This is a genomic window from Nocardiopsis sp. TRM 82005 (assembly GCF_056312425.1).
Map to the genome: position 1 here is coordinate 1 of NZ_JBWDTQ010000086.1, position 293 is coordinate 293.

Sequence of the window (293 nt, forward strand, 5' to 3'; positions counted from 1 at the left end):
ACGGCCAGCAGGGCTATGACGCCTCCGGCCAGCAGCAGGCCTACGGTCAGCAGTACGCCGGCGACGCCGCCCAGCAGTACGGCACGGGTGCCCAGCAGGCCTACGGCCAGTACGGCGGCGACGCCGCCCAGCAGCAGGCCTACGGCCAGCAGGGCTATGACGCCTCCGGCCAGCAGCAGGCCTACGGTCAGCAGTACGCCGGCGACGCCGCCCAGCAGCAGTACGCCCAGCAGTACGGCACGGGTGCCCAGCAGGCCTACGGCCAGTACGGTGCGGACGCCTACGGCCAGCAG

General features: G+C 72.7%; 1 protein-coding gene. It reads left to right on the plus strand.

What is annotated here, in order from left to right:
• A partial coding sequence (locus tag AC0T5L_RS27195) for a hypothetical protein (protein WP_476168347.1) occupies positions 1-293 on the plus strand: 293 nt, incomplete at both ends.